Origin of the sequence: Erythrobacter sp. W302b (genome assembly GCF_046452395.1) — a bacterium.
Classification (GTDB): Bacteria; Pseudomonadota; Alphaproteobacteria; order Sphingomonadales; family Sphingomonadaceae; genus Erythrobacter.
In genome coordinates this window covers 900,839-921,469 of sequence record NZ_JBKFDH010000001.1, presented here as the reverse complement: position 1 = coordinate 921,469, position 20,631 = coordinate 900,839, and the positions used below count along the sequence as shown (strand labels likewise).

Genomic DNA, 20,631 nt, shown 5'->3' with positions numbered 1-20,631 from the left:
TGAGTATGGGGCGGTCAGCCCGAGAGGCAACCCAAGCCCCGGCGAGACATCCCGCCGAGGCCACAGCCCATCGGCAATTGTGGCTGAAAGGCGGCAAGGCGATCTTCCGCCTACCGCGCGATCTTGGCAAAGCTCACCTCGCAGCTTGCCCCTGCATGAATTGTTCCCTACCTGTTCGCCTCAGATCATGAGCACCAATCTGCCCTCCCCCCCGCAAGCGCGCGATTCCGGTTCCGTCCCCGCTTATGCCGCGCGGCTGAATCCGCCGCAGCGCGCGGCTGTGCTGGCAACCGAGGGACCGGTGCTGATGCTGGCAGGTGCGGGCACGGGCAAGACTGCCGCACTGACCGCCCGGCTGGCGCATCTGGTGGCGACGGGACGCGCCTATCCCTCGCAGATCCTGTGCGTGACCTTCACCAACAAAGCCGCCCGCGAGATGCGGGAACGGGTGACGCACCACCTCGGCCCGCAGGCAGAGGGGCTGCCGTGGCTCGGCACCTTCCATTCGATCTGCGCGAAGATGCTGCGCCGCCATGCCGAGCTTGTCGGCCTCCAGCACAATTACACCATCATCGACACCGATGATCAGCTGCGGCTGCTGAAGGCTTTGATTGTCGAGGCCGATCTCGACGAAAAGCGTTGGCCCGCACGGCAATTGGCCGGGTTGATCGACCGCTGGAAGAACCGCGGACTGAACCCCGCCGATCTCGATGCGGTGGAGAACGAAGCCTATGCCAATGGCAAGGGCACCGCGCTCTATACCCGCTATCAGGAACGGCTGAAGGCGCTCAATGCCTGCGATTTCGGCGATCTGATGCTGCACATGCTGAACATCCTGCGCAGCCATCACGACATCCTCGCCGATTACCAGCGCCGCTTCCGCTACATCATGGTGGACGAATACCAGGACACCAATGCCGTCCAGTACCTCTGGTTGCGGCTGCTGGCGCACGGGCACAAGAATATCTGCGTGGTCGGCGATGATGACCAGTCGATCTATTCATGGCGCGGGGCGGAGGTCGCCAATATCCTCCGGTTCGAGAAGGATTTCCCCGGCGCCGAAGTGATCCGGCTCGAACAGAATTACCGCTCGACCCCGCACATTCTGGGCGCGGCAGCGGGCCTGATCCGGGCCAATTCGCAGCGCCACGACAAGACGCTGTGGACCGAGGTCAACGGCGGCGACAAGGTCAAGGTCATCGGCGTGTGGGACGCGCCCGAAGAAGCGCGCCGGGTGGGCGAAGCGATCGAGCGGCTCGAGCGCGAAGGCGCGGCGCTCGATCAGGTCGCCATCCTGGTGCGCGCCCAGTACCAGACCCGCGAATTTGAAGACCGCTTCATTCAGATCGGGATCAATTACCGCATCATCGGCGGTTTCCGCTTCTACGAACGGGCCGAAATCCGCGATGCGCTGGCTTACCTGCGGCTGATTGCGCAGCCGCAGGACGACCTTGCCTTTGAACGCATCCACAACCAGCCCAAACGCGGGCTCGGTGCGAAGGCCCTGGAACAGATGCACAGCCACGCCCGCCGCACCGGCTTGCCCTTGGCTGCCGCAGCGCTGCAACTGGCCGACAGCGACGAATTGCCCAAGCGCAGCGCGATGACCATCGGCGGGCTGATGCGCCAGTTCCTGCACTGGCGCGAGGCGTCCGACACGCTCTCGCCCGCTGATCTGCTGCGTCTGGTGCTGGAGGAATCGGGCTACAACGCGATGCTTTCCGCCGACCGTTCGCCCGAAAGCGCCGGCCGCGCCGAAAACCTCTCCGAACTCGCCCGCGCGATGGAGGAGTACGAGACGCTCGGCGATTTCCTCGAACACGTCAGCCTGGTGATGGACAATGACCGGTCGGATGCCGAGGAAACGGTGACGATCATGACGATCCACGCCGCCAAGGGGCTGGAATTCGACAATGTCTTTTGCGTCGGCTGGGAGGAAGGCGTATTCCCCTCGCAGCGCGCCATCGACGAAGGGGGGCTGGCGTCCCTGGAAGAGGAACGCCGCCTCGCATACGTGGCCATCACCCGAGCGCGGCGGCACTGCACGATCCTCCACGCGGCGAACCGCCGGATCTATGGCCAGTGGACCAGTTCCATCCCCTCGCGTTTCATCGAGGATCTGCCCGAAGAGCATATCGAGCAGGAAACCACGCTGACCGGCGGCGCGTCCCTATGGCGGGCGAACTGGAGCGAGCAGGATGATCCTTTCGCCCATGTCGCGCGCGACCGACCCGATCGCGCGCAACAACGCGGCCCCGGGTGGCAGCGCGCTTTGACCTCGGGCTACGACACCAAGCCCGCTCGCGTCCGGGAGAACACCCGCTCAGCCGCCAGCTTCGCCGCGCCCGCCCGCAGCGACATCGCCATCGGCGCGATGGTGACGCACGCCAAGTTCGGCACCGGCTGCGTGATCGATCAGGAGGGCAACAAGCTCACCATCATGTTCGAGGACGCGGGTGAGAAGCGGGTGCTGGATTCGTTCGTGACGGTGGTGGGTTAGTGAGCGATAGATTTAGAGCTTTGGATTTGGCGAGTCTTGCCGGGAGTATTCCTGACAAGTATTTAATTCTAAAAAATAAAATAGAAAGGCTTTTGTCGGCTCATTCGATCAGGACTGATCTCGAGATTGCTCTCGATATGCTTTTGTCTCTCGAAATTGCTCAAGTTCAAGCCGAACATTCCATTCAAGCAGGACAGGCACGTAGCTGGCAGAGCGACGCAGCGCTTGCACTGCTTAATTCGGCAATCATCCTCTATGTTCGCGCTACAAGAACGTCATCAAAACACCGACGAAACTTCGATTTCAAAAGCGAATTTACCGATAAACAGAAAGTGGTTCATGAAAAGCTATGCGATCTCAGGAACGACGCAATCGCTCACTATGGTCCGGGCCGTTTAGATGATGGGCAATCTTGGCACGTGGAGGCGGTTTGTATACCGCTTGATAACCCTGAGGATCTCCGGATCATGACAGGCAGTCGAAGACTTTTTAAACAAGCCCCACTCCAAGACATGGCAAAAAGGCAGATCCACAGAGCTTTGTTATTGAGCGACAAATTCACCCAAAAATGTAATGCGGACGTTGTCGACGAGATGAACGAATTGTGCAACGACAAAGAATTCGTTGAGCTAACCCTCGATCATCACACCAACCTAGCTGATTTTTTCACCTCCGAGGAAGAGGCGGAACGCGCGCTCGACGTTAGAGTTGGACGCGTAACCGGCACTGTAAACCACTAAGGCCTCAGCCAAACCCGACATCCAGAAACCCCGGACGCGGGCCGTTCCATTCGCCTGCGGGCACGGGTTCGTCGTCCTCGTGATAGCGCCGGCGCGGCTTCTGGTCGTCGCTCGCGGTGACGCGGTCGGTGCGCGGGCCGGGCTTTTCGCGGCGGGGGCGTTCCTCGCGCGGGGGACGGGCTTCGCGGGGTGCGCGTTCCTCGCGCGGGGCGCGCTCCTCGCGGTCTTCGCGGGCGCGGCGGGGCTTGCGTTCGGGGCGATCGCCACGCGCGTCTTCGGTGCGAGCCTCGGGTTCAGCCTGGGCCTTGGCCGCTTCGGCTTTGGCGATCACTTCGGACAGGTCGACGCGCACGTCCTCCTTGCCGAACACCTTGATCGCGCTGCCGGTCAGCTTTTCGACATTCGCAATCGCTTCGGCATCTTCCTCCGACACGAAGGTGAAGGCCCGGCCCTTGGCCCCTGCACGGCCGGTGCGGCCGATGCGGTGGACGTAATCATCCGGGTGCCACGGCGTGTCATAGTTGAAGACGTGGGAGACGCCCTTGATGTCGAGACCGCGCGCCGCGACGTCGGACGCCACCAGAATATTGACTTCGCCCGCCTTGAACCGATCTAGCTCCTTGATCCGGCTCGACTGGTCCATGTCGCCGTGAATTTCCGACGAACGGAAGCCGTGGCGGTTAAGGCTCTGGTTCAATTCGCGCACCGTGGTCTTGCGGTTGGCGAAGATGATCGCGGTTTCGATCAGGTCATTTTCGAGGAACCAGCGCAGCGTGTCCTTTTTGCTGCGAGACTTCACCGGCACCTTGAAGGCGGTGATGTCAGCATTGGTGGACGCGGCGCGCGCGGTTTCAATCCGCTTGGGGTTGTTGAGGAACTTCTTCGCCAGCTTTTCGATCGGCGCGGGCATGGTGGCCGAGAACAGCATCGTCTGGCGCGTTTCAGGCAGCTTGGAGCAGATGAACTCGATATCGGGGATGAAGCCCATGTCGAGCATCCGGTCGGCCTCGTCGATCACCAGCAGCTCACAGCCGTTGAGCATGATCTTGCCGCGCTCGAACAGGTCCATCAACCGGCCGGGCGTCGCAATCAGCACATCGACGCCGTCGCTCAGGGCCTTCAACTGATCGCCCATCTGCACGCCGCCGATCAGCAGCGCCATCTTGAGATCATGGTTCTTGCCGTATTTCTCGAAATTCTCGGCCACCTGAGCGGCGAGTTCGCGCGTCGGCTCGAGGATCAGCGAGCGCGGCATGAGGGCGCGGCGGCGACCGGCGGCCATCACGTCGATCATGGGGAGCACGAAGCTTGCCGTCTTTCCGGTCCCGGTCTGAGCGATCCCGATCAGGTCGCGCATCATCAGCACGGTCGGGATCGCCTGCGCCTGAATCGCGGTCGGCGTCGTATAGCCCGCGTCTTCAACGGCTTTGAGCAATTCAGGCGAAAGGCCGAGATCGGCGAAGGTCATGCGGTGTGTGGTGTCCGAAAATAGCGGGCAGGGTTGCTGCCGGGATTACGGCCCTGCGCGCGGTCAGCGTAGCATCGGGCCGCCGCGCCTTTCCTGCAAATGGCCGCAAAAGTCAAGGAATCGCACGGGCGGAGCGCGACAGGTCAGTCGCGCACTTCGACCAGTTCCCGCATGGTATCGACCTCGCAGCGCGCGCCGGTGCGCGATTGCAGCTTGTCCCGCTCGACGCACAGCCGTCCGTCCTTGTTCTTCTCGACATAGAAGCCAGAGTAGAAGTCGCGGGCGCGGCACGATTTTTCGAGGTTGACGGAGATCATCCGCCGGTCACGCAGGAACAGCACCAGCCGGTTGCCGCTTCCGGTCTGAACGCCGGCGATCCCGTCAAGCGCGACGCACTTTTCCTTGCCGCCTTCCTCGAACTGCGGAGCAACCGCGCGCTGCGGCAGATCGGCGAGCAAGTTCCGGCGCGAACTTGCCGATTGCGGGGCAATTCGGACGACGACGCGCTGTTCAATGCGCACCTGTCGCACAATGGAGGATTGGCGCAGGGCCGACAGCGGATTGACCGCCACCGGCTCGACCGGCTCATCCCCTGCTGCTGCCACATCACACTGCGGTGCCGACACCGCCGATCCCGCGCCATCGCCCGGCACATCGGCCACTTCTGCCACTTCTGCCGCCAAGGGCAGAAACAGCGTCAGCGGCGCTGCAAAGGCGAACAGGCTATGCATGGACGGGGAGGATTCTCCTGGAAACGAGCAATTTCGGCAAACGCGCGGCGAATAAATGATGCGTCAGGGATGGCATAGCCGTAGCATCCTCAATTGAACCATGCCTTAACTGTCGTTCGGATCAGGGCGAAAGCGGTGGCAAAATCGTCGCGGAGTGTGGCATGAAGGCAACAATGAATCACCCCTCCCCGCCCCCTTGCGTCGACGCCGATGCCTTCCTCGCCGAGACCGCAGCCTTGCTGGGCGAACGCGGTCTGACCACGGACCCCGAGCGGGTGGACGCCTGGTTGACCGATTGGCGCGGTCGCTACACCGGCCGCGCGCTCGCCCTCGCCTCGCCCGCCTCGACCGCTGAAGTGGCCGGTTTGGTGAAGCTCTGCGCGGCGCATGGCGTGCCGATCGTGCCCCAAGGCGGCAATAGCGGCATGGCAGGCGGTGCGACCCCTGACGAGACGGGCACGGCAATCCTGCTCTCCCTGCGGCGCATGGACCGGATTCGGCTGGTCGATCCCGCCACCGGCCAAGCCGTGTGCGAGGCTGGCGTCATCCTCCAGGCGTTACACGATGCCGCCGATGCGGCGGGGCTGCGCTTCCCGCTCACACTCGGGGGCAAGGGGTCCGCCACCATTGGCGGATTGATCGCCACCAATGCAGGCGGCACGCAAGTTCTGCGCCACGGCACCATGCGCGCGCAGGTGCTGGGGCTGGAAGCGGTGCTGGCATCGGGCGAGGTGCTCGACCTGATGACCCCGCTCAAGAAGGACAATCGTGGGTTTGATCTCAAGCAGCTGCTGATCGGCTCCGAAGGCACGCTCGGCATCGTCACGGCGGCCTGTCTCCGCTTGCTGCCTGCCCCAATCGGGCGGGCGACGGCATGGGTCGGCCTTGGCGGAATCGTCGAGGCACGCACGCTGTTGCGGCAGATGGAGCGGGCGCTGGGCGAGGCGCTGGAGGGGTTCGAGGTCGTCCCGGCGCATTGCCTAGCGTCCGTCCTCGCGCATCAGCCGACGGCGCGCGCGCCCTTGAGCGAGCCCCATGCGTGGAACGCACTGATCGAATGTGTCTCCCCAACTGAGGACAGCCCCGCCTTGCGCGAGCGGCTGGAAGCGGGGCTTGGCGCAGCGCTGGAACAGGGTCTGATCGCCGATGCGGTGATCGCCGCCAGTGACACGCAGGCCGAGGCGTTCTGGGCCCTGCGCGACGGTATTTCAGCGGCCGAGCGGGCACTCGGCCCGGCGATGCAGCACGACATCTCGGTGCCGGTCGAGAAAATGCCCGAGTTCATCCTGGCCGCTGCGCCCGCGGTCGAGGCCGCGTTCCCCGGCACCCGCGCGGTCGCCTTTGGCCATCTGGGCGACGGCAATGTCCACTTCCACGTCCTCGCCCCCGAAGGCGCGGTGCGCGGGGTGTGGGAGGAAGCAGACGGCAAGCACGTCAGCGCGCGGGTTTATGACCTGGTGACGCAATGGGGCGGGTCGATCAGCGCCGAGCATGGGATCGGACAGATGAAGGTGGAAGAGCTCGCCCGCCTGCACGATCCGGTCGCGCTGGCTGTGATGGCACAGGTCAAAGCCGCGCTTGATCCGGGCAATCTGCTCAATCCGGGCAAACTCCTCCTCAGCCCGCCTGCACGCGAAGCCGCACGGCTTGCGCGCACGGCGGCAAAGGCCTAAGGGCCGCGCTTTCGACAGCGGGAGCAATCCTTTTCCGCTGAGGGGATCAACCACCACCGTTTTCGGAGACGATGTCATGGCCAGCGCGCCGCAACCGCAACTTCCGTTGTTCTACAATGACCTTCTGCCGCTCAACAGCCGCGACCATGCGGATTGGAAAGCGGGCACGCTTGAAAGCGCCGCCTATCTCGCCACAACCCATGCCATCCCGCTGACCTCGGACGAATTCGTCGATGCCCAGCGCGATTACCCGATCGTTTTCACTGCGGGTGACAGCCCCCTGCCGATCGCGCTGTTCGGCCTCAATGAAGGTGTGAACACCTTTGTGGGCGAGGACATGAAGATCAACCAGGTCGTCTACCTTCCCGCCTATGCGCGTCGTTACCCCTTCATCCTCGCCAAGCTTCAGCCGACCAGCGAAGACATGTCGCTGTGCTTCGATCCGTCTTCCGGCCTGATCGGCAAGATGGACGAAGGCCTTGCCATGTTCGACGAAGCGGGCCAGCCGACCGAGTACACCCAGGGCGTGCTCGAATTCTGCCGCCGCTTCGAAGAAGCTGGCCAGCGCACCAAGATCTTCATGGACGAACTCGCCAAGCTCGACGTCCTGATGGACGGCGAAATTGCGATCACCCGCAATGATATGCCCGACACGCCGTTCATCTATCGCGGGTTCCGCATGGTCGACGAAGCCAAGCTGCGCGAACTGCCGGCCGCCAAGCTGGAAGAGCTCACCAAGAACGGCATGCTGATGCTGATCTACGCGCACCTGTTCTCGCTCAATCTGATGCGCTCGCTGTTCGAGCGCCAGCTTGCACAGGGCAAGGTACCGACCCCGGGTCAGGGCGCCGCAGCTCCCGCGCTCAACTGATCCAGCAGGCCGGGGCGGCGACGTTCCGGCGCTGGTTTGCGAAACATGACGGGCAGGCAGGCCATGGGCCGCCTGCCCGTTTTGCGTTGGGATGGCTCAGCGGGCTATTCGGCGGCCTGACGCAGGCCTTCATGGCCGCCGAGCAAGGCTGTCTCTGCCCCCAGCTCGCGGGTCAGGGCGGCGAGCTGGGCGGCCACAGCCGGAAGTCCCGGGCCCGGCTCGGCCATCTGCCGATCAAGATAGGTCGCGCGGCAAACCTCGATCTGCATTGCGTGGACGCCCGCTTGCGGCTTGCCATGGCGATCGAGGACATAGCCGCCCGAATAGGGTCGGTTCTGCGCGGCAGAGACACCGCGCGTTTCCAGATGGGTGAGCGCCCGGCCCATCAGCACTGTGTGGCACGATGCCCCGAACCGGTCGCCCAGCACGAACACCGGCGCGCGCGCTTCGCCTTCAGACGGGCGCAACGGCGGCATGGAATGCAGGTCAATCAGCAACGCCGCGTCCCATTCAGCCCGAATCCGCGCGAGCGCTGCATCGAGCGCCGCGTGATAGGCGCGGTGGATTCCCTCGATCCGCGCGTCAAGTTCAGTCGGCGCAAGCCGTCCGCGCCAGATCTCACCCGATCCCGGCAGGCGGCGCGGCACGAGCCCCAAACCGCTGCGCGCGCGGGCGTTGCCACGCTGGCCCGGCTCTGACGTCATGACGCCTTCGGGCCGCCCACCTTCTATCATGTCCCAGTCGATGTCATCCTCGGCGCGGTTGAGATCGAGCAGCGCACGCGGCGCATGGGCCACCAGCAGCGCCGCGCCCGTCTCGCGCGCAATCGCCACGCCGAGCCGATCAACATGACGATCCTCCAGCCGCAGCTGCGCCAGGGCAGGATCGCGCATTCGGGCGGTGATTGCGGCAGGATAGGCGCGCCCCGCGTGCGGGACCGCCACCAGCACCGGCAGGCTCATGCGCGGCGGCGTTGTCAGCGTGAAGGCCGGCGCATGATTCAGACCCGGCACAAACCCGCCGCTCAGCGAGGCGCGAACCGGGGACAGTCCAGAGCGAGAGGAGCGGGAGGGCGATGACATTCCGTTACCCTTGCTGACGGTTTTGCGCAGGCCTGTCAAAGCCTGATCGGCCGACCGACCTCTCGCTCCCGCATGCCAATTCGTGCCAATTCGTGCCACATCGGATGTATTCTGTCGCACGCACAAAGATTTCTTAAGCCGGTGCTGCTAATGCGCCTGACATGACAGCGACACGCACCCCCCGCATCCTGCTCGCCGAGGACGAAGAGGCGATGCGCGCCTATCTCGAACGGGCGCTCACCAATGCCGGCTACTTCGTCAGCGCGGTCGACCGCGGTACTGATGCCGTGCCGCTGCTGGAAAGCGGCGATTACGACCTGCTGCTCTCGGACATCGTGATGCCCGAAATGGACGGGATCGAACTCGCCCAGCGTTGTGCCGAGATTTCCCCGCGCACCAAAGTGATGTTCATCACCGGCTTTGCTGCCGTCAGCTTGCGCGCCAGCCGCGAACAGCCGACCGCCAAGGTGCTGTCAAAGCCGTTCCACCTGCGCGATCTGGTGCTGGAAGTGGAACGTGTGTTCGAGGAAGCTGACGCGCTGCGCGGGTGAGATACCCGAATCGCTTGCACCTTCCGAGGGCTTGCGTTAAGGGCCGCCTCCGCCCCGAGAAGGGGCCGATCCGATGGTGCGGGCGTATAGCTCAGTGGTAGAGCACTATGTTGACATCGTAGGGGTCGCAAGTTCAATCCTTGCTACGCCCACCATCGCGTGATCCAAGACAGCCCGCCCCCCGGCGGGCTTTTTTGTGCCCTGCGTCCACTGCATCGGCTGTTGCGTTTCATTCGCATGTGCGGCGCTTGCAAGCCTGCCCTCCTCTGCTAAAGCCGCGGCGGGATCTGTGAGCCTTTGGACGGGCTCGAAACAACTTCCTGTCGGTCAATCACCACAGCCCTGCGCAGACGGGGCAAGAAGGATAGGGCAACAGCCATGCAGAAAATCAAAGTCGCCAACCCCGTCGTCGAACTCGATGGCGACGAGATGACGCGCATCATCTGGCAATGGATCCGCGAGCGGCTGATCCTGCCCTACCTCGATATTGACCTGAAGTATTACGACCTCTCGATCGAGAACCGCGATGCGACCGATGATCAGGTGACCGTCGATTCCGCCAATGCGATCAAGCAGTATGGCGTGGGCGTGAAGTGCGCGACCATCACGCCTGACGAGCAGCGGGTCGAGGAGTTCGGCCTGAAGAAGATGTGGAAGAGCCCCAACGGCACGATCCGCAACATCCTCGGCGGCGTCGTGTTCCGCGAACCGATCGTGATCGACAACGTGCCGCGCCTCGTGCCGGGCTGGACCGACCCGATCGTGGTCGGCCGTCATGCTTTCGGCGACCAGTACAAGGCGACCGACACCCTGATTCCCGGCCCGGGCAAGCTGCGGCTGGTGTGGGACGGCGACAACGGCGAAAAGATCGATCTCGACGTGTTCGATTTCCCCAGCGCCGGCGTGGCGATGGCGATGTACAACCTCGACGATTCGATCCGCGATTTCGCCCGCGCGAGCTTCAACTACGGTCTCAACCTCGGCTGGCCGGTGTATCTCAGCACCAAGAACACGATCATGAAGGCCTATGACGGACGCTTCAAGGACCTGTTCCAGGAGGTGTTCGACACCGAGGGCTTTGCCGAGCAGTTCAAGGAAAAGGGCATCGTCTACGAACACCGCCTGATCGACGACATGGTCGCCTCGGCGCTCAAGTGGTCGGGCAAGTTCGTCTGGGCGTGCAAGAACTATGACGGCGACGTGCAGTCGGACACCGTGGCACAGGGCTTCGGCTCGCTCGGCCTGATGACCTCGGTGCTGCTCTCGCCCGATGGCAAGACCGTCGAAGCCGAAGCCGCGCATGGCACTGTGACCCGCCACTATCGCCAGCACCAGCAGGGCAAGGCGACCTCGACCAACCCGATCGCCTCGATCTTCGCCTGGACGCGCGGCCTGATCTATCGCGGCAAGTTCGACGGGACGCCCGACGTGGTGCGGTTCGCCGAAACGCTCGAGCGCGTCTGCGTACAGACGGTCGAAAAGGGCCACATGACGAAGGATCTGGCACTGCTGATCGGCCCCGGTCAGGCATGGCAGACCACCGAGCAGTTCTTCGAGACCGTCGCGCAGAACCTCGAAAAGGAAATGGCCGGCTGGGCCTGAGGCCTGGCGAGGACGTATCATGGCAAGCCGATCAACCGCACGTCTGGAAATCCGCCAGGCCAAACTGAAAGACGTGCGGGCGATCGGCGAGCTGGTGCGCCGTGCCTATGACGATCTGCCTGCCTATACGCAGGGCGAAATCCGCGGGCAGATCAACAATTACCCCGAAGGCTGCTTCGTCGCGCTGTTTGATGGCGCGGTGGTGGGTTATTGCGCCTCGATGCGGCTCGACGCGCGTGTGGCGCTGTCGGATCACACCTGGGACGAAGTGACCGGGAACGGCTTCGGCAGCCGTCACGATCCGACCGGCGACTGGCTCTACGGCTATGAGCTTTGCGTTGATCCGGCCGTGCGCGGCACGCGGCTGGGACGCAGGCTCTACGAAGAGCGCCGCGCGCTGGCCGAACGGCTCGATCTCACCGGAATCGTGTTTGGCGGACGGATGCCCGGCTATGCCCGTGCCAAGCGCCGCAAGGCGAACCGTGCGGATACGCCGCAGGAATATCTCGACCTCGTGATCGAGAGCAAGATCCACGATCCGGTGCTCCGCTTCCAACTCGCCAACGGGTTTGAAGCGGCGGGCATCATGCCCAAGTACCTGCCCGAGGATAAAGCCAGCCGCGGCAATGCCGTGCGGATGATCTGGCGCAACCCCTATGTGGATAGCGACGCCCCACCCAAGCACCGCCTGCCGCGCGATGTCGAAAGCGTGCGGATCGCGACCTGTCAGCTGCAAGCGCGCGCGGTCTCCGGCTTCGATGAATTCATGAAGCAGATCGAATATTTCGTGGATGTCGCTGCCGATTACGAAGCGGACTTCATCGTCTTCCCCGAGATGTTCACGGTGATGCTGCTCTCGGCCGAGCCGAAGGAACTCACCCCGCTCGAAGCCATCGAGGCACTCAGCGATTACACCCCGCGCATTCGCCAGCGCCTGTCGGAAATGGCACTCGCCTTCAATATCAACATCATCGGCGGATCGCACCCGACCCGGATGCCCGACGGCGACATCCACAATGTCGCCTATGTCTGCCTGCGCGACGGTTCGATCCACGCGCAGGAGAAGATCCACCCCACCCCCAACGAGGCCTATTGGTGGAATATCAAGGGCGGTGATTCCATCGACGCCATCCCCACCGATTGCGGCCCGATCGGCGTGCTGATCTGTTACGACAGCGAATTCCCCGAACTCGCCCGGCGCCTCGTCGATGAAGGCGCGCGGATCATCTTCGTGCCGTTCTGCACCGACAGCCGCCAGGGCTACATGCGGGTGCGCTACTGCTCGCAGGCGCGCGCGATCGAGAACCAGTGCTTTGTCGTCATGAGCGGCAATGTCGGCAACCTGCCGAACGTCGCCAACATGGATATTCAATATGCCCAGTCCTGTATCCTCACCCCGTGCGATTTCCCCTTCGCGCGGGACGGGATCGCGGCCGAGGCCTCAGAGAATGTCGAGACCCTGACGATCAGCGACGTCAATCTCGCCGATCTCAGCTGGGCACGCGCCGAAGGCACGGTGCAGAACCTCGCCGACCGCCGCTTCGATCTCTACCGGATCGAGTGGGACAAGCGCGTCGGCAACAGCAAGGACCCGCTGGGCGAACAGCATGTCACCGGGCAGAAGCCGCCAATCGGACCGCACGGCGCAGGCGGTGGATGACAGGGGCGCAGTGCCACGTTAAGCCGATGGCGTGGCCGGCGAACTAACCCTCTCTCCCTTCCTGTCCGATGCGCTGGTGATCCTTGGCGCGGCGGGAATCGTGATTCCGGTGTTCGCCCGGTTCCGCATCACGCCGATCATCGGCTTCATCCTGATCGGTGTGCTGGTCGGCCCGTTCGGCCTCGGCTCGCTGGTCGAGCGAATACCCTGGCTCTATTACGTCACCATCAGTGATCCCGAACGGCTCACGCCCTTCGCCGATTTCGGCATCGTCTTGCTGCTGTTCGCGATCGGGCTGGAGCTGAGCTTCAACCGCCTATGGGCGATGCGCAAGCTGGTGTTCGGGCTCGGCGCGCTGGAGCTGCTGATCATCGGTTCGTCCCTCGCCGTCTTCCTCGGGCTGGCCGGCAGCCTGAGTCCCGCCGGCGCGCTGGCGCTTGGCTTTGCGCTCGCCTTCTCCTCCACGGCGATCGTGCTGCCGATTTCCGGCACCCGCACGCCGGTCGGGCGCGCTGCCTTATCGATGCTGCTGTTCGAGGATATCATGATCGTCCCGATCATCTTCATCCTCGGTGCCTTGGCACCCAATGCGGCGGATGATGGCTGGGCCGGGATGGTCGAGACCCTGTGGCAGGGCGGGCTGGTGATCGCCGTGCTGCTGATCGTCGGCCGGTTCGCCCTCCCCCGCCTGTTCGCACAGGCCGCGCGCACGAAGAACCCCGAGCTGTTCCTTGCCGCTTCCCTGCTGGTGGTGATCGGCGCGAGTCTGGCGACCGCGCTGGTCGGCCTCTCGCCCATCGTCGGCGCGCTGATCGCCGGTCTGCTGATCGCCGAAACCGAGTATCACACCGAAGTCGAGCAGATCATGGAGCCGTTCAAGGGCCTGGCGCTCGGTGTGTTCCTGATCACCATCGGCATGAGCGTCAACCTGTTCGATATCGGCGCGCAAATCGGCGAGATCGCGCTCGCGGTGGTCGGCGTGCTGGTGTTCAAGGCGGCGGTTACCGGCGTGTTGCTCCGCCTGATGGGCGCGCGGCCCAGCACGGCAGCAGAAACCGGCGTGCTGATGGCCTCGCCCTCCGAAACCACGCTGATCGTCCTCGCCGCCGCGACAAGCGCGCTGGTGATCGACATGGAAACGGCGCGCTTCTGGCAGACCGTCACCGCCATTGGCCTCACCACCACGCCGCTGCTGGCGAAGCTTGGCGCCATGATCGCGCGCCGGGTGGACGGGGTCGCCGCAGTCGGCGGGACGGATGACAGCGACGATATTCGCACCATTATCGTCGGAGGCGGCCGCGTCGGTCGGCTCGTGGCCGACATGATGCAGACCCATGGCAAGCCCTATGTCATGATCGATTCCAACCCCGACCTCATCGCCGATGCCAAGCGCGACGGCTATCGCGCGATCTTCGGCGATGCTGCCCGCGGCGATACGCTGGCCCGGCTCGGGGTCGAGGTCGCCCCCGCCGTCGTGCTGACGATGGACGAGCCGGTGCTGGCACAGCGGCTTGTCACCAGGCTGCGGCAGACCTACCCCGATCTGCTGATCGTCGCCCGCGCCCGCGACACCGACCACGCCGCAGCCCTGTACCGCGCCGGCGCAAGCCACGCGGTGCCCGAGACGCTGGAAAGCTCGCTCCAGCTATCAGAGGCCGTGCTGGTCGATATCGGGGTAGCGATGGGTCCGGTCATCGCCTCGATCCACGCCAAGCGCGACGAGTTCCGCGAACAGCTGGAGCGGGATGGCGGGCTGAGCGAAAAGCCGAAACTGCGCACCAGCACGACGGGCTGAGAATCGAAATCACCCGTCGGCGGCCAGGTCACAGGCGATAAGCACGCCGAGCGCACCGCCTCGGGCGGGCCCCGATGAGATTTACGCCCGCTTACTCAGTGGACACCCGCGGGAACAATGCTGGAATGCGAATCCTGCAAGGCCAGAGCCCGGCTCAGATCGCCGGCTGAGCGGTCAGCACCGCCTTCACCGCTGCGAGCGCCTCAGCCGCCTTGCTGCCATCCGGCCCGCCGCCCTGCGCCATGTCAGGTCGACCGCCACCGCCCTTGCCGCCAAGCGCTTCCACGCCCGCGCGCACCAGATCGACCGCGCTGAACCGGCCGGTGAGATCGTCCGTCACTGCGGCCGCGATGCTCGCCTTGCCATCATTGACCGCGATGATCACCGCCACACCCGATCCCATGCGCTGCTTGGCCGCATCGAGCAGCGGGCGCAGTTCCTTGGGGTCGAGCCCGTCGAGCACCTGACCGCTGAAAGCCACTCCGGCGACGGCTTCATCGGTCGCCGCAGCGCTGCCGCCCGAACCGCCACCGCCCAGCGCCAGCGCCTTCTTTGCCTCAGCCAGTTCCTTTTCGAGCCGCTTGCGCTCGTCGAGCAGCGCCGCGAGGCGCGCGGGCACTTCCTCCGGCGTCGCGCGGATCACCCCTGCCGCCGCCTTGAGCGCCTCCTCACGGCTCACCAGCCATTGGCGCGCGCCTTCGCCGGTCATCGCCTCTATCCGGCGGACGCCCGAGGAGACCGCGCTTTCCGACACGATGCGGAACACGCCGATATCGCCGGTCGCGCGCACATGGGTGCCGCCGCACAATTCGACCGAGTAATTGCGCCCTTCCTTGCCCGACCGGCCCATCGCCAGCACGCGCACTTCATCGCCGTATTTTTCACCGAACAGCGCGAGAGCGCCTGCGGCTACGGCGTCATCCGGGGTCATCAGGCGGGTCGAAACCTGCTCGTTGGCGCGGATTTCGGCGTTCACTTCGGCTTCGATCGCTGCGATGTCATCGGGCGTAAGCGCCACCGGATGCGAGAAATCGAACCGCAGGCGATCTTCGGCCACCATGCTGCCCTTTTGCGTCACATGCCCGCCCAGACGGTTGCGGAGCGCAGCGTGAACCAGGTGAGTGGCCGAGTGGTTGGCGCGGATACGGTCACGCCGGTCAGCATCGACCTTCATCTCGACCGTGTCACCAACCGCGATTTCGCCCGCTTCGATCCGCACCTGATGCGCGTGGAGACGGCCCAGGGGCTTGGAGGTGTCGGTCACGGTGCCCTTGAAACCCGCAAGGCTCGCCATCGTCCCGGCATCGCCCGTCTGACCGCCGCTTTCGCCATAGAACGGGGTCTGATTGGTGAGGATCACGACGTCGTCACCCGCTGCGGCGGTGGCAACTTCGGCGCCGCCCTTGACGATCGCGACCACCCGGCCTTCTCCGCTGGTGGCGGCATAGCCGGTGAACTCGGTCGCGCCTTCGCGTTCGGCAATGTCGAACCAGACCTCGCCCGACGCCGCGTCGCCGCTGCCCTTCCACGCCGCGCGGGCGGCAGCCTTCTGGCGCGCCATTGCGGTGTCAAACCCGTCCTTGTCGACCCCGATCCCGCGCACGCGCAGGGCGTCTTCGGTGAGGTCATAGGGGAATCCGTAAGTGTCGTAGAGGCGGAAGGCGATTTCGCCGTCGAGCTCGCCGCCCTCGGCCAGGTCGCCCGTGGTTTCGTCGAGGAGCTTCAGACCCTTGTCGAGCGTCCGGCGGAACTGGGCTTCCTCGCGTTCCAGCACTTCGGAAATCAGCGCCTGACCGCGGACGAGCTCGGGATAGGCCTGACCCATCTCGGTGACGAGCGCAGGGACGAGGCGGTGCATCAAGGGCTCGGATGCGCCGAGCAGGTGCGCGTGGCGCATCGCGCGGCGCATGATGCGGCGCAGGACATAGCCGCGGCCTTCGTTGGAGGGGAGCACGCCGTCGGCCATCAGGAAGCTGGTCGAGCGCAGGTGATCGGCGATCACGCGGTGCGACGCAGCCTGTTCGCCTTGCGCAGCGACGCCGGTGAGCGCTTCGCTGGCGGCGATCAGGGCCTTGAAGGTGTCGGTGTCGTAGTTGTCGTGAACGCCCTGAAGCACGGCGGCGACGCGTTCGATGCCCATGCCGGTGTCGATCGAAGGCTTCGGCAGATCGCGACGGGTGCCGTCGGCCTGCTGCTCATATTGCATGAAGACGAGGTTCCAGATCTCGACAAAGCGGTCGCCATCCTCATCGGGGCTGCCGGGAGGGCCGCCGAAAATGTGGTCGCCGTGATCGTAGAAGATTTCCGAGCAGGGGCCGCAGGGGCCGGTGTCGCCCATCGACCAGAAATTGTCATTGGTGGCGATGCGGATGATGCGGTCATCGGGCAGACCGGCGATTGTGCGCCACAGCGCATGGGCTTCATCGTCGGTGTGGTAGACCGTGACAGTCAGCTTGTCCTTGGGCAGGCCCCATTCGCGCGTGAGCAGCGTCCAGGCGTGTTCGATCGCCTGCTCCTTGAAATAGTCGCCGAAGGAGAAATTCCCCAGCATTTCGAAGAAGGTATGGTGGCGCGCCGTGTAGCCGACATTGTCGAGATCATTGTGCTTGCCGCCCGCGCGGACGCATTTCTGCGAGGAGGCAGCGCGCGGGGATACGGGGGTTTCCAGCCCGGTGAAGACATTCTTGAACGGCACCATCCCGGCGTTGACGAACATCAGCGTCGGATCATTATACGGCACAAGCGGTGCCGAAGGCGTGGCGGTGTGGCCAGCCTTGCTGAAATAGTCGAGGAAGGAGCGGCGGATTTCGTTCGTCGATGTCATGGCGGTGCAGTTAGGCAAACCGCGACGATTTCGCAATGGAGCGCGCAAAATCGGCCGTCACGCCGCGGCGACGACCGGGCCATGATGGCACAATGACCACGCAATGACCCGCCGACGCCCCGCACCGAAAAGCCGACCAGCACCCCATAGCGGGATGGTGATCGGCTTCACGGTTGTCCGGGTGGCAAGCGCGCGATGCTTGCCCGATACCCGCTTAGGGATCAGTCGTCAGAGTCCGCGTCCGGCCCTGCCATCATTTCCCCGGCGACCTGATCGGTGCGGCTGCGGATCGCAGCTTCCAAACGGTCGCAAACTTCAGGATGTTCCTTGAGATAGGTCTTGGCGTTTTCCCGGCCCTGACCAATGCGGATGCTGTCATAGGAGAACCAGCTCCCCGACTTTTCCACCAGCCCCGCCTTCACGCCGAGATCGATGATCTCACCGATCTTGGAGATGCCTTCGCCGTACATGATGTCGAATTCGACCTGCTTGAACGGCGGGGCGACCTTGTTCTTGACCACCTTCACGCGGGTGGCGTTGCCGGTAATCTCGTCACGGTCCTTGATCTGCCCGGTGCGGCGGATATCGAGACGGACCGAAGCGTAGAACTTCAGCGCATTGCCGCCGGTGGTGGTTTCCGGGTTCCCGTACATCACCCCGATCTTCATGCGCAGCTGGTTGATGAAGATCACCATGCAGCGCGAGCGGCTGATCGAGCCGGTCAGCTTGCGCAGGGACTGGCTCATCAGGCGGGCCTGAAGGCCGACGTGCGAATCGCCCATTTCGCCTTCGATTTCCGCGCGCGGCACCAGCGCCGCGACCGAATCGACCACCAGCACATCGATCGCGTTGGAACGCACCAGCGTGTCCACGATCTCGAGCGCCTGTTCGCCAGTATCCGGCTGCGAGACGATCAGCTCGTCAATGTCGACGCCGAGCTTCCTGGCATAGACCGGGTCGAGCGCGTGTTCAGCGTCCACGAAAGCCGCGGTGCCGCCCATCTTCTGCGCTTCGGCAATGACGTGGAGCGCCAGCGTGGTCTTGCCCGAGCTTTCCGGGCCATAGACTTCGATCACCCGGCCGCGCGGCAGGCCGCCGATCCCGAGCGCGATGTCCAGACCCAGCGATCCGGTCGAAATCGCTTCGACCTGCATCGCCTCCTTCGAGCCCAGCTTCATCGCCGAACCCTTGCCAAAGGCACGGTCAATCTGTGCAAGCGCAGCTTCGAGAGCCTTTTGACGATCCACGGCTTTTTTGTCCTCTTCCACCAATTTCAATTGGGTAGCCATCGCACGCGCTCCTTCGATTGACCAGAGGCGGCAAACCAGTTTTCCGCCGCCCGGTGGAGGCTATGTATCGCATTTGTTCTCATGGAACAAGTAGGGAACGGAAAATTTTTCCGCAGGGGGCCGCGCAGCCCGCGCCTACTCGTCCGCCGCTTCGCGGTGCTTCCAGTCGAAAACCTGCGTCTGGTTGGCTGGCACGGTCAGTTCGACTGTCTGGTAGCCGTTCTTCATGGCGACCTTTCGGCCCGGGAACCGGATGTCATATTCGCCCGCATAGCCCACTTGCAGTCGCAGCGTGATGGGGTGCGGGTTGGCGTTGGTGATGCGGGCGCGCATCGCAGTCCATTGGCGCGCATCCTTGGGCGGGCCCTCCTCACGCGCCCCGCCGCAACGCACAAAGACCTGCGCGCTGGGGCCGAGGCCGAGTTCGATATCCTGCCCGCGCGCGTAGTCCCGCACATTCACCTGCGCGGCGAGCTGCGGGCCGCGCGATGTCGGCTCATACAGCGTAATCGCGCCCTGCGGGAGCGCGATGCCGAGGCCCTTCTTCTCCTCGTTCTTGGTCACCAGCAGCAAGGTCGCGGCGACGAAATCTTCGTCCTCCGCGTCTTCAGTCTTGATCCAGTCCCACGGATCGCAGTTGCCCGCCTCATAGAGATAGCGCGCCTTGACCGCATCCTTGTTGAGAAAGGCGACCTGCTTCATCCCCTTGGCCGCGACATCGACCCGGTCGGGCACGCGGAACAGCTTGAGATCGCCGATGTCCTCTTCTTCCGCGGTGACGACCGAGGGGGATTCGAACACAGCCTCCAGGCGCGATCCGGTGACGACGATCGCGCGGTCATTCATCGCGCTCTTCGCCGGGGCGGGATAGGCCATTTCCGGGGCGTACATCGGGGGCGGCGACATCAGTTCCGGCACTGACACGTCCCCGGTGGTTCCCAGCGGGTAGCAGGTCAGCCACAGCGCCTCGGCGACTGGCGGATCGGCGAGGCCTTCGTAATCGCTTTCGACATTGAGCCTGCCGGCGATAATCTGGAGCCGGGCCTTATCGAAGCTCTGGCCATTGTCGTTGACGAGGGTGAGCCAGCTCAGGACACCCATGTCGAATTCCCCGGCCCCGCCCTTCTCCGTCATCGTGGCGACGTAATTGGCCTGCCAGTCGAAGCCCCAGGCAAGATAGGTCAGCGTCACATCAAACATGCCGCCTTCGGGCGAGCGGGTGTCGACCGAGAACACCGGACTGGCCGAGAGCCCAGCCGGGACGCGATCATAGGCGAGGGTTTCGGGCAGACCCGAACACCGCACCGCTTCAAACCCCTGACTGGTTTGCAGCACCAGCCCGCCATCCGCGCGAGTCCGCACCACGGCGCGTTCGCTCACGTGCGCGCCGGTTGCGGGGTTCATGCGGGTGATCGTCACCCGATTGCCCAGCGTCCCGTCCACCAGCGCGGCGGGCGAGAGCAATTGCGCGTTCCGGTTCTTCTCGATCGTGCCGCCGGGCAGGCCGGTGACGATGGCCGAGACACCGATCATGCCCTCGGCCACGCCTTCGAAGCGGATCGTGGATTCGCCCTTGGGCAGCGTCACCCGGCGGGTCTCGCTGATCATGGCGAGACCTTGGGGGTACTCCGCGTCCAGCGGCTCATCCACGTCACGGTCGGGATCGCGGTAGATGGTGACGGCGATGTCGGATGGCGGCGCGGCGTCGATCACCTCGCGCGCGGCGAGCGGCGCGGCGAGGGTTGCAAGGAGGGCCGCTGCGAGCGCCGCTCTCTTTCTCCCCTCCCCTCGGGGAGGGGTTGGGGGTGGGGGCTCCCCGCCAGCGATTACCGCCGCACACCCTCC

The 20,631-nt window shown here is 64.4% G+C and carries 14 protein-coding genes and 1 tRNA gene; 9 read left to right on the top strand and 6 right to left on the bottom strand.

Going from position 1 to position 20,631, the window contains the following annotated elements; genetic code table 11:
- The first annotated feature begins 187 nt into the window (after positions 1-187).
- Both ACLBKT_RS04465 and ACLBKT_RS04460 read left to right on the top strand, forming a co-directional pair.
- Entirely contained in the window at positions 188-2,500 is a 2,313-nt protein-coding gene (locus ACLBKT_RS04465) for an ATP-dependent helicase (RefSeq protein WP_410181753.1), read from the top strand.
- On the top strand, positions 2,500-3,240 hold the full coding sequence (locus ACLBKT_RS04460; protein ID WP_410181752.1) for a hypothetical protein: 741 nt from the start codon (positions 2,500-2,502) through the stop codon (positions 3,238-3,240). The genes ACLBKT_RS04465 and ACLBKT_RS04460 overlap by 1 nt, the downstream gene beginning before the upstream one ends.
- 4 nt (positions 3,241-3,244) lie before the next feature.
- On the opposite strand, the gene ACLBKT_RS04455 is transcribed toward ACLBKT_RS04460, so the two are convergent.
- Together ACLBKT_RS04455 and ACLBKT_RS04450 are read right to left on the bottom strand one after the other, a co-directional pair.
- Complete coding sequence (locus ACLBKT_RS04455) at positions 3,245-4,708, bottom strand: DEAD/DEAH box helicase (protein WP_410181751.1); 1,464 nt, start codon at positions 4,706-4,708, stop codon at positions 3,245-3,247.
- Positions 4,709-4,851: 143 nt separating this feature from the next.
- On the bottom strand, positions 4,852-5,439 hold the full coding sequence (locus ACLBKT_RS04450) for a hypothetical protein (RefSeq protein WP_410181750.1): 588 nt from the start codon (positions 5,437-5,439) through the stop codon (positions 4,852-4,854).
- 173 nt (positions 5,440-5,612) lie between these two features.
- On the opposite strand from ACLBKT_RS04450, the gene ACLBKT_RS04445 reads away from it, so the two are divergent.
- Both ACLBKT_RS04445 and ACLBKT_RS04440 read left to right on the top strand, forming a co-directional pair.
- Complete coding sequence (locus ACLBKT_RS04445; RefSeq protein WP_410181749.1) at positions 5,613-7,112, top strand: FAD-binding oxidoreductase; 1,500 nt, start codon at positions 5,613-5,615, stop codon at positions 7,110-7,112.
- 76 nt (positions 7,113-7,188) lie between these two features.
- Positions 7,189-7,983 carry a SapC family protein gene (locus ACLBKT_RS04440; RefSeq protein WP_410181748.1) on the top strand — a complete coding sequence of 265 codons (795 nt, stop codon included), beginning with the start codon at positions 7,189-7,191 and terminating at the stop codon, positions 7,981-7,983.
- A gap of 104 nt (positions 7,984-8,087) precedes the next feature.
- Here the strand turns inward: ACLBKT_RS04440 and ACLBKT_RS04435 are convergent, their stop codons facing one another.
- Positions 8,088-8,945, bottom strand: coding sequence for an N-formylglutamate amidohydrolase (locus ACLBKT_RS04435; protein ID WP_410181747.1), 858 nt, complete (start codon positions 8,943-8,945; stop codon positions 8,088-8,090).
- 281 nt (positions 8,946-9,226) lie between these two features.
- On the opposite strand from ACLBKT_RS04435, the gene cpdR reads away from it, so the two are divergent.
- The 5 genes from cpdR to ACLBKT_RS04410 all read left to right on the top strand — a co-directional run bounded on the left by cpdR (position 9,227) and on the right by ACLBKT_RS04410 (position 14,673).
- Complete coding sequence (gene cpdR, locus ACLBKT_RS04430; RefSeq protein ID WP_410181746.1) at positions 9,227-9,616, top strand: cell cycle two-component system response regulator CpdR; 390 nt, start codon at positions 9,227-9,229, stop codon at positions 9,614-9,616.
- 80 nt (positions 9,617-9,696) lie between these two features.
- Positions 9,697-9,771: transfer RNA gene (locus tag ACLBKT_RS04425), tRNA-Val, on the top strand.
- Positions 9,772-9,994: 223 nt separating this feature from the next.
- A complete protein-coding gene (locus ACLBKT_RS04420) occupies positions 9,995-11,218 on the top strand; it encodes an NADP-dependent isocitrate dehydrogenase (protein ID WP_410181745.1) in 1,224 nt (407 codons plus the stop codon).
- 19 nt (positions 11,219-11,237) lie between these two features.
- Positions 11,238-12,878 (top strand): GNAT family N-acetyltransferase, encoded by a 1,641-nt coding sequence (locus ACLBKT_RS04415; RefSeq protein ID WP_410181744.1) that lies wholly within the window; start codon positions 11,238-11,240, stop codon positions 12,876-12,878.
- A 31-nt stretch (positions 12,879-12,909) separates the two neighbouring features.
- On the top strand, positions 12,910-14,673 hold the full coding sequence (locus ACLBKT_RS04410; RefSeq protein ID WP_410181743.1) for a cation:proton antiporter: 1,764 nt from the start codon (positions 12,910-12,912) through the stop codon (positions 14,671-14,673).
- Positions 14,674-14,827: 154 nt separating this feature from the next.
- On the opposite strand, the gene alaS is transcribed toward ACLBKT_RS04410, so the two are convergent.
- The 3 genes from alaS to ACLBKT_RS04395 all read right to left on the bottom strand — a co-directional run bounded on the left by alaS (position 14,828) and on the right by ACLBKT_RS04395 (position 20,499).
- A complete protein-coding gene (gene alaS / locus ACLBKT_RS04405; RefSeq protein WP_410181742.1) occupies positions 14,828-17,497 on the bottom strand; it encodes an alanine--tRNA ligase in 2,670 nt (889 codons plus the stop codon).
- 221 nt (positions 17,498-17,718) lie between these two features.
- Entirely contained in the window at positions 17,719-18,786 is a 1,068-nt protein-coding gene (recA, locus tag ACLBKT_RS04400; protein ID WP_410181741.1) for a recombinase RecA, read from the bottom strand.
- A gap of 135 nt (positions 18,787-18,921) precedes the next feature.
- Positions 18,922-20,499, bottom strand: a complete 1,578-nt coding sequence (locus ACLBKT_RS04395; RefSeq protein WP_410181740.1) for a DUF4139 domain-containing protein — start codon at positions 20,497-20,499, stop codon at positions 18,922-18,924.
- Between the last annotated feature and the right edge of the window lie 132 nt (positions 20,500-20,631).